At 66.2% G+C, this 5,454-nt stretch carries 2 protein-coding genes and 2 pseudogenes; 3 read left to right on the forward strand and 1 reads right to left on the reverse strand.

Translation table 11 applies throughout. The annotated features are described in order from the left end of the window. The 3 genes and pseudogenes from ACFYP3_RS36865 to ACFYP3_RS36875 form a co-directional block, all read left to right on the forward strand. Positions 1 to 424 (forward strand): annotated as a pseudogene (locus ACFYP3_RS36865) (hypothetical protein); the annotation flags it as partial. 194 nt (positions 425 to 618) lie between these two features. Continuing rightward, positions 619 to 1,971 carry a PhoH family protein gene (locus ACFYP3_RS36870; RefSeq protein ID WP_388842418.1) on the forward strand — a complete coding sequence of 451 codons (1,353 nt, stop codon included), beginning with the start codon at positions 619 to 621 and terminating at the stop codon, positions 1,969 to 1,971. A 316-nt stretch (positions 1,972 to 2,287) separates the two neighbouring features. Further along, positions 2,288 to 2,662 (forward strand): annotated as a pseudogene (locus ACFYP3_RS36875) (ISL3 family transposase); the annotation flags it as partial. Positions 2,663 to 2,831: 169 nt separating this feature from the next. Here ACFYP3_RS36875 and ACFYP3_RS36880 read toward each other — a convergent pair. Further along, the gene (locus tag ACFYP3_RS36880) at positions 2,832 to 4,817 is read right to left on the reverse strand and encodes a DNRLRE domain-containing protein (RefSeq protein ID WP_388842420.1); all 1,986 of its coding nucleotides are present in this window, start codon (positions 4,815 to 4,817) and stop codon (positions 2,832 to 2,834) included. Positions 4,818 to 5,454 lie beyond the last annotated feature (637 nt).

Here is a 5,454-nt window from a genome sequence, read left to right on the forward strand (position 1 = left end):
TCTGCACAAGCTCGTTGACATCCATCACACCGACTACAACGACCTCCACCACTCAGCGTTACCACCGCATGTGAGACAGAGCCGAACGATTTACAGTGCCGATCTGCGCCGTACCAGAGGTGCGGAGCAGAACGCGGGCCCGGCGTCCGGGTTCGAAGTACTGTTTGTCGGCTTCGGCGGGCAGCTGGTCCAGCAACAGTGGACAGACGCGGCTGCAACCGTGGCGTTCGAGGAACTCGAGCCGGTCTTGCCTTTCCCCGCGCCCTGCAGACCCTGGGAGCCGGGACGGTGGTGGTCTGCGACCACCATGCGCACATTGCCTCCGGTTCCAACGTCATGCGCGCAACTGCTGGTCCTGGACCGCGACCCGACGTCGCCGGCCTCGCCGGGCGGCCCGTGCGGCTGCTATGGCACGGGCTTGTGAGCAGGTCGGACCAGTTCGTGGCGAGCCCCACCAGCCCGCTCAACCGATACAAATGGTCTGATTTACCTATTGAGCCATCGCGCCGAGTCAGACGCCGGAGTTAGCGTCCCCGCAAGGCGCCGCCTGGCCGTGGAGATGACCGCCTCACACACAGCGCCGTAAACAAGTCGCCGTAACGCATCGGAGACGCAGCGATGACCGACGAAGAGTCTGGCACCCGACCCAAGGCGCATGACCGTTCCCGTACGAGCGGTCAGCGCACGTATGTCCTCGATACGAGTGTGCTCCTCGCCGACCCCCACGCCATCAACCGTTTCGAGGAACACGAGGTCGTCCTGCCGGCGGTCGTGGTCACCGAGCTGGAGGCGAAGCGGCACCATCCCGAGCTGGGCTACTTCGCCCGCCAGGCCCTCCGCCTCCTAGACGACTACCGCGTACGGCACGGCCGCCTCGACGAGCAGATCCAAGCCGGCGAGCTCGGCGGCACCATCCGGGTAGAGCTGAACCACTCCGACCCCTCGCTCCTGCCCGTCGGCTACCGCGCCTGTGGCAGCGATGCCGACGCCCGTATCCTCGCCGTTGCCCGTGGCCTTCAGGCAGAGGGCTACCACGTTACCGTCGTCTCCAAGGACCTGCCTCTGCGGATCAAGGCCAGTTCGCTCGGTCTGCCTGCCGAGGAATATCGCGCCGAACTCGCCATCAGCGCTGGCTGGACCGGGATAGCAAAACTTCACGTCCCCGCTGGCCAGATTGACACCCTCTTTGCCGCTGGCCGCGACACCACGACAGGCATCGATGGTGCAGCCGGGCTGCCCGTCCACACCGGTCTCGTCCTGCAATCCGAGCGCGGCCGTGCCCTCGGCCGCGTCAGCCACGATGGGCAAGTGCGACTGGTCCGCAGTGACCGCGTGGCGTTCGGACTACGGGGCCGCTCAGCCGAACAGCGCATCGCCCTCGACTTACTTCTCGACCCCGGCGTCGGGATCATTTCTGTGGGTGGCCGCGCCGGCACCGGCAAGTCCGCGCTAGCGCTGTGTGCCGGCCTGGAGGCCGTCCTGGAACTCAACCAGCATCACAAGGTCATGGTATTCCGTCCCCTTTACCCCGTCGGCGGCCAGGCACTCGGCTACCTGCCAGGTAGCGAACCCGAGAAGATGGGCCCCTGGGCCCAGGCGGTCTTCGACACCCTGTCAGCGGTCACTACACCGGACGTCATCGAGAGAGTCATCTCCCGCGGTCTGCTGGAAGTCCTCCCGCTTACCCACATCCGCGGCCGCTCCCTTCACGACGCCTTCGTCATTGTCGACGAAGCACAGTCCCTGGAACGCAACGTCCTTCTCACCCTTCTCTCCCGGATCGGCCAGGGATCCCGCGTCGTCCTCACTCACGACGTCGCCCAGCGTGACAACCTTCGCGTCGGCCGCCACGACGGCATTGCCGCAGTCATCGAAAGACTCAAAGGCCATCCGCTTTTCGCCCACATCACCCTCACCCGCTCTGAACGCTCTCCCATCGCCGCACTGGTCACCGAAATGCTTGAGACCTGAGACCGCCGCACAGCTTCCCCGCTTCAGTGATCTCCTCCCAGCGTTGGCCGTCAAACCTGGGCGCGGGCTGTGGTGAGGGCGCGGGGTGCCATCGGCGCAAGCGCACGGTTGCTCTGGCGCACGGCGGCCGATGTTCGGCTTGGCGGGTGGTGCCAGCAGCACGAGTGCGAGGCTTGGTGTGTCCCACGCGTGGGTGCCGTCAGACCTTAAGTGAGCAGGTGCCGGGTTTTATAGGGCTATCAGCGGCGCATTAGCCGTCTGACCAGGCAGGTCAAGGCGGTGGTGAAAGAGGATGGGCCGGGCAAGAGTCCGGGGCGTGGGCTTCCTCGGATGCGCCCGCCGCCTCCAACGGGTCCTGAACACCGTCAAACGCTATGCCGCGCCGGCCGGCCGAGCGAATGCTCCGCGTCCCCACATACCAGTCCAGCCTGATCGGCCCCCGCCACGAGCCCCTGCCCCGACGCTGGGCCGAAGACCCGCCACCCCCGTCCAGCACATCTTCGAAAGATTCAAGGCCCTCGGCTTCACCGACTGCCCCAGCCTCCTGCAGCAGCACAAGTACCTCCAAGACCGAGCGGACGCCGACCGCAGCTACATCTCCCGGCGCAGACTCGCCCGGATGATCCCGACCAGGCCAGAGAACCGGAAGGCTGGACATCGCGATCTCCTGGACCAGCTCACGGCTGCCTGCCACAACCATCAGTTGCCGTGGACCTTCGTCACCCACACTGGACTCACCAGACCCGCCGAACTGACGAAAAGCTGCAGTAGGGCTCCTATGTCGCGTACCGGTTGGTCGGGTGGGATAAGCGTGCGGGGCCTGGCTGCTTTCGCGCCGGGCCCCGCATCTGTCAGACGCGTTACTTCGGGCCAAAGACGAGCACGAGCTGCGGAACGGCGTCCGCTGCCGTCGACTCCATGGACGAGATCCACAGCGAGTCGGGGCTCGTGCTCGTCAGGGCCAGGCTGTAGCTGCTGCCCAGCACCGAGGAGAGCGTGGCGGTGTCCAGCGGGGTGCTCTGGATCGGCGAGCTGTCCGGCATGCTCGCGAAGAAGCCGAGCGGCGTGGTGCCCAGAGTCGGCTTGCTATTGAATGTGGCGTTTGCACCGCTCCAGGTACCGGTGACCGGAACCACGGACACCTTGTCGGTCGTACCGGCGTTCGCCTGGGTCGACGTCTTGATCTGGAGCGCGGCGGACTTCAGGACCTGCCCTGTCGGCGGGGTCGGCAGGTTGAAGCGCAGGTACGTCTCGTACGCCGAGGTGCCGCGCACCGCGAGCGAGCTGGATGCGCCGTGGGTCGCGCTCGGAGCGCCCCGGTTGACGTAGGTGTCCTCCGTCGCGGAGACCTTGGAGACCGAGTTGGTCGGGATCGTGGCCGAAGCCGGGACTGCGACTGCGGCGTTGGCCGACAGGGCGCTGGTGTTGCCCGCCCCGTCGGTGGCCGTGACGCGGTAGGTGTATGTCTGATCCGCCTTAACCGTGGTGTCTGTCCAGGAGACCTGGGGACGCTCCCACTCGAGGGACTCGGCCGCGACCGTGGCGATCGGGCTGGCGGAGCCGTTGCGGTAGATGCGGTAGGTCAGCTTGCTGTCGTCCGCGTCGTAGCTGGTGCGCCAGCGGACCTGGGCCTCGCCGGGCTTGACGCTCGCGGCGCTGGCCACCGGGGTGGTCGGGGCGCCGACGTCGCCGGTGGAGGCGAAGCGAGTGAGCGCCTGCTGGGGCTTCCCGTTAATGAGGGTGAACTCACCACCGGCCCACATGTACTTGACATGGTCCTTCTCCGCGATTGTCATGGCGCGCGGGCCGATGCCCTCGCCGAGGCCGTCGTTGGCCGTGGGGTGCCAACCGAGCTTGCGCGGGCTGCGCACGAACCCGTCCACCGGTGCGGGGGAGGCGCCTTCATGGTTGGTCAGCTGCGCGTTGAAGAAGTGGCGCTTGCCGTCGGGGAACTGTCCCTCGAGCGAGCAGTCGTGCGCGTGCGAGGAGCTGTAGAGCACTCCCTGGTACGGCAGAACGGCCTGGGTGGCGCCGAGGCAGCGGTCGCGCCACTTCTCGGTGAAGTCGCTCAGGCGCAGGCCGATGCGACCGTCGAAGACGCCGCCGCCGGAGCCCTCGTTGCCAGTATAGAAGCCTGTCGGATCGGTAGCGATGTCTTTGACCACGGAGTTCGACGGGATGTTGGTGTAGGTCTTGGTGACCGCGCCGGTGGTGGCGTTGACCACGGCCAGGGCGTGGCTGTTGGAGCCGTTGACCGTGAAGAAGTCGCCGCCCAGGAGGACGTTCTTGCCGTCGGGGGTGACCTCGACGGCGCGGCCCGGCTCGTCGACGTTGGCGACGAAGGGCTTGAGCGCCCCGGTGCCGGCGTCCACGGCGGCGAACCGCTCGCGGGTCTGCCCGTCGACGGCGTTGAAGTCGCCGGCGGCGTACAGGGTGTCGTCGGTGACGGCGAGCCCGCGCACGGTGGCGGGGAAGCCGGGGTGGAACGATTCCTTGGGGGTGCAGCTCTCGATGTCGATCGCCGCGAGGCTGGAGACCGGGGTGCCGTTGACGGCGCCGAAGTAGCCGCCCGCGTACAGGGTCTTCTTGTCCTTGGAGACGACCAGGGTGCGCACGGTCGCGGTGCCGTGGCCGATGGTGAAGGCGAGCTTGCAGGAGGTGGGCTTGCCCGTCGCGGCGTCGAGCGCGACGAAGTTCACGGCCTCCTGTACGGTGCCGATGGTGCCTTCGGGCGGGCGGACGGCCGAGAAGGTGCCGCCGGCGAAGACGGTGCCGTTCGCCTGGGCCATCGCCCACACGATGCCGTTGGGCTGCCACGTCGGCAGATTGTCAGCGGTAAACGCCACCGGTGCCGTGATGGCGGACGCTTGCGGCATCAACACCAGGCCTATGCCGGTGCCGGCACCGGCCACTAACACGACGAGGGCAGCAGCCAGCCCTCTGGATCTACGCATGAACCCCCCAGGGCAATCGCCCGGTTTGCTGGCTGGAACTATTCGAACATTCGCATGTACGGGCGCAGACTAGGGCTTAAGGGAGGGCCCGGTCACGACTCTTGACCCATTGCATACCAACTCGGAATCAACGGCTCAGCATCGAGGGTGCACAACGGACATATAGCAGGCTTGGCCAGTCGCACCTGCAGAGAAGCATGCGGATGACGCGGACACGGCAAACCATAGGGGTAACATAAGGCCTCAACAGTCGACACGAACACTCACACCCACCAGCTGGACCTCGACCTGCCGGATCCCGGCCTCGACCACGGTCTGCTCCAGGTCCACCATCAGAACCGTCAGCTACCAGCCATACAACTCATTGGCTTTGAAGGCACAGAGGGGTTGACGAAGCGTCTGACACCACATTGGTGGATGGCGCAGATCGGCAGTGTAAATCGTTCGGCTCTGTCTCACATGCGGTGGTAACGCTGAGTGGTGGAGGTCGTTGTAGTCGGTGTGATGGATGTCAACGAGCTTGTGCAGA

Origin of the sequence: Streptomyces sp. NPDC005533 (assembly GCF_042871845.1) — a bacterium.
In the GTDB taxonomy this organism is placed as follows: domain Bacteria; phylum Actinomycetota; class Actinomycetes; order Streptomycetales; family Streptomycetaceae; genus Streptomyces.

Coding starts and splice junctions, on each gene's coding strand:
- ACFYP3_RS36870 (WP_388842418.1), top strand. CDS start 619: ATGACCGACGAAGAGTCTGGCACCCGACCCAAGGCGCATGACCGTTCC.